We start from the raw sequence: 806 nt of genomic DNA, 5'->3' as shown, positions 1-806 counted from the left end.
CACCGCATCCGTCAATTACAGAAAGGAGGGACACGAAATGCCCTGCCCACACAACGAAATTTCTATTGTGCAGCGCAGCCAGCGGCAGTCTGCGGTTGCCGCCGCTGCTTACCAGAGTGGCGAAAAGCTGTTCTGTGAATACGACCAGCAAGTGAAGCACTACCCGGAAAAGCGTGGTATCGTCCACAATGAAATCCTGCTCCCGGCAAATGCCCCACAGGAATATGCAGACCGCAATACTTTATGGAACGCCGCCGAAGCGGTGGAGAAGCAATGGAACTCCCAGCTTGCAAGGCGGTGGGTGCTTACCATCCCAAGAGAGATACTGCCTGACCAGCACGCTGTCCTTGTCCGGGAGTTTTGTGAGCAGCAGTTTGTTTCCAAAGGCATGATTGCTGATTTTGCCATCCATGCCCCCATCCGCCGGGACACAATCCTCACGCCCATGTCCTGCTCACTATGAGGGCAATGGACGAGCATGGAAAATGGCTTCCCAAGAGCCGCAAGGTTTATGACCTTGACGAGAACGGGGAACGGATAAAGCTGCCATCCGGCAGGTGGAAAAGCCACAAGGAGGATACGGTGGACTGGAACGACCAGAAGTATTGTGAAATCTGGCGGCATGAATGGGAGGTCATCCAGAACCGCTATCTGGAAGCCAATGACCGCCCGGAGCGTGTGGACTTGCGTTCCTATGCCAGACAGGGGCTTGATATAGTCCCCACTGTCCATGAGGGGGCTGCTGTCCGCCAGATGGAAAAGCGTGGTATCCAGACGAATATCGGCAACCTGAACCGGGAAATCAG

The 806-nt window shown here is 54.8% G+C and carries 1 pseudogene; it reads left to right on the top strand.

Annotated elements, in window-relative coordinates:
• Positions 1 to 37: 37 nt before the first annotated feature.
• Positions 38 to 806: pseudogene (gene mobQ / locus DWZ82_RS14890) on the top strand (MobQ family relaxase); the annotation flags it as partial.

Source organism: Butyricicoccus sp. AF35-5AC, from assembly GCF_003477715.1.
GTDB classification, from domain to species: domain Bacteria; phylum Bacillota; class Clostridia; order Oscillospirales; family Butyricicoccaceae; genus Agathobaculum; species Agathobaculum butyriciproducens.
This window is presented reverse-complemented; position numbering and strand designations above follow the sequence as displayed.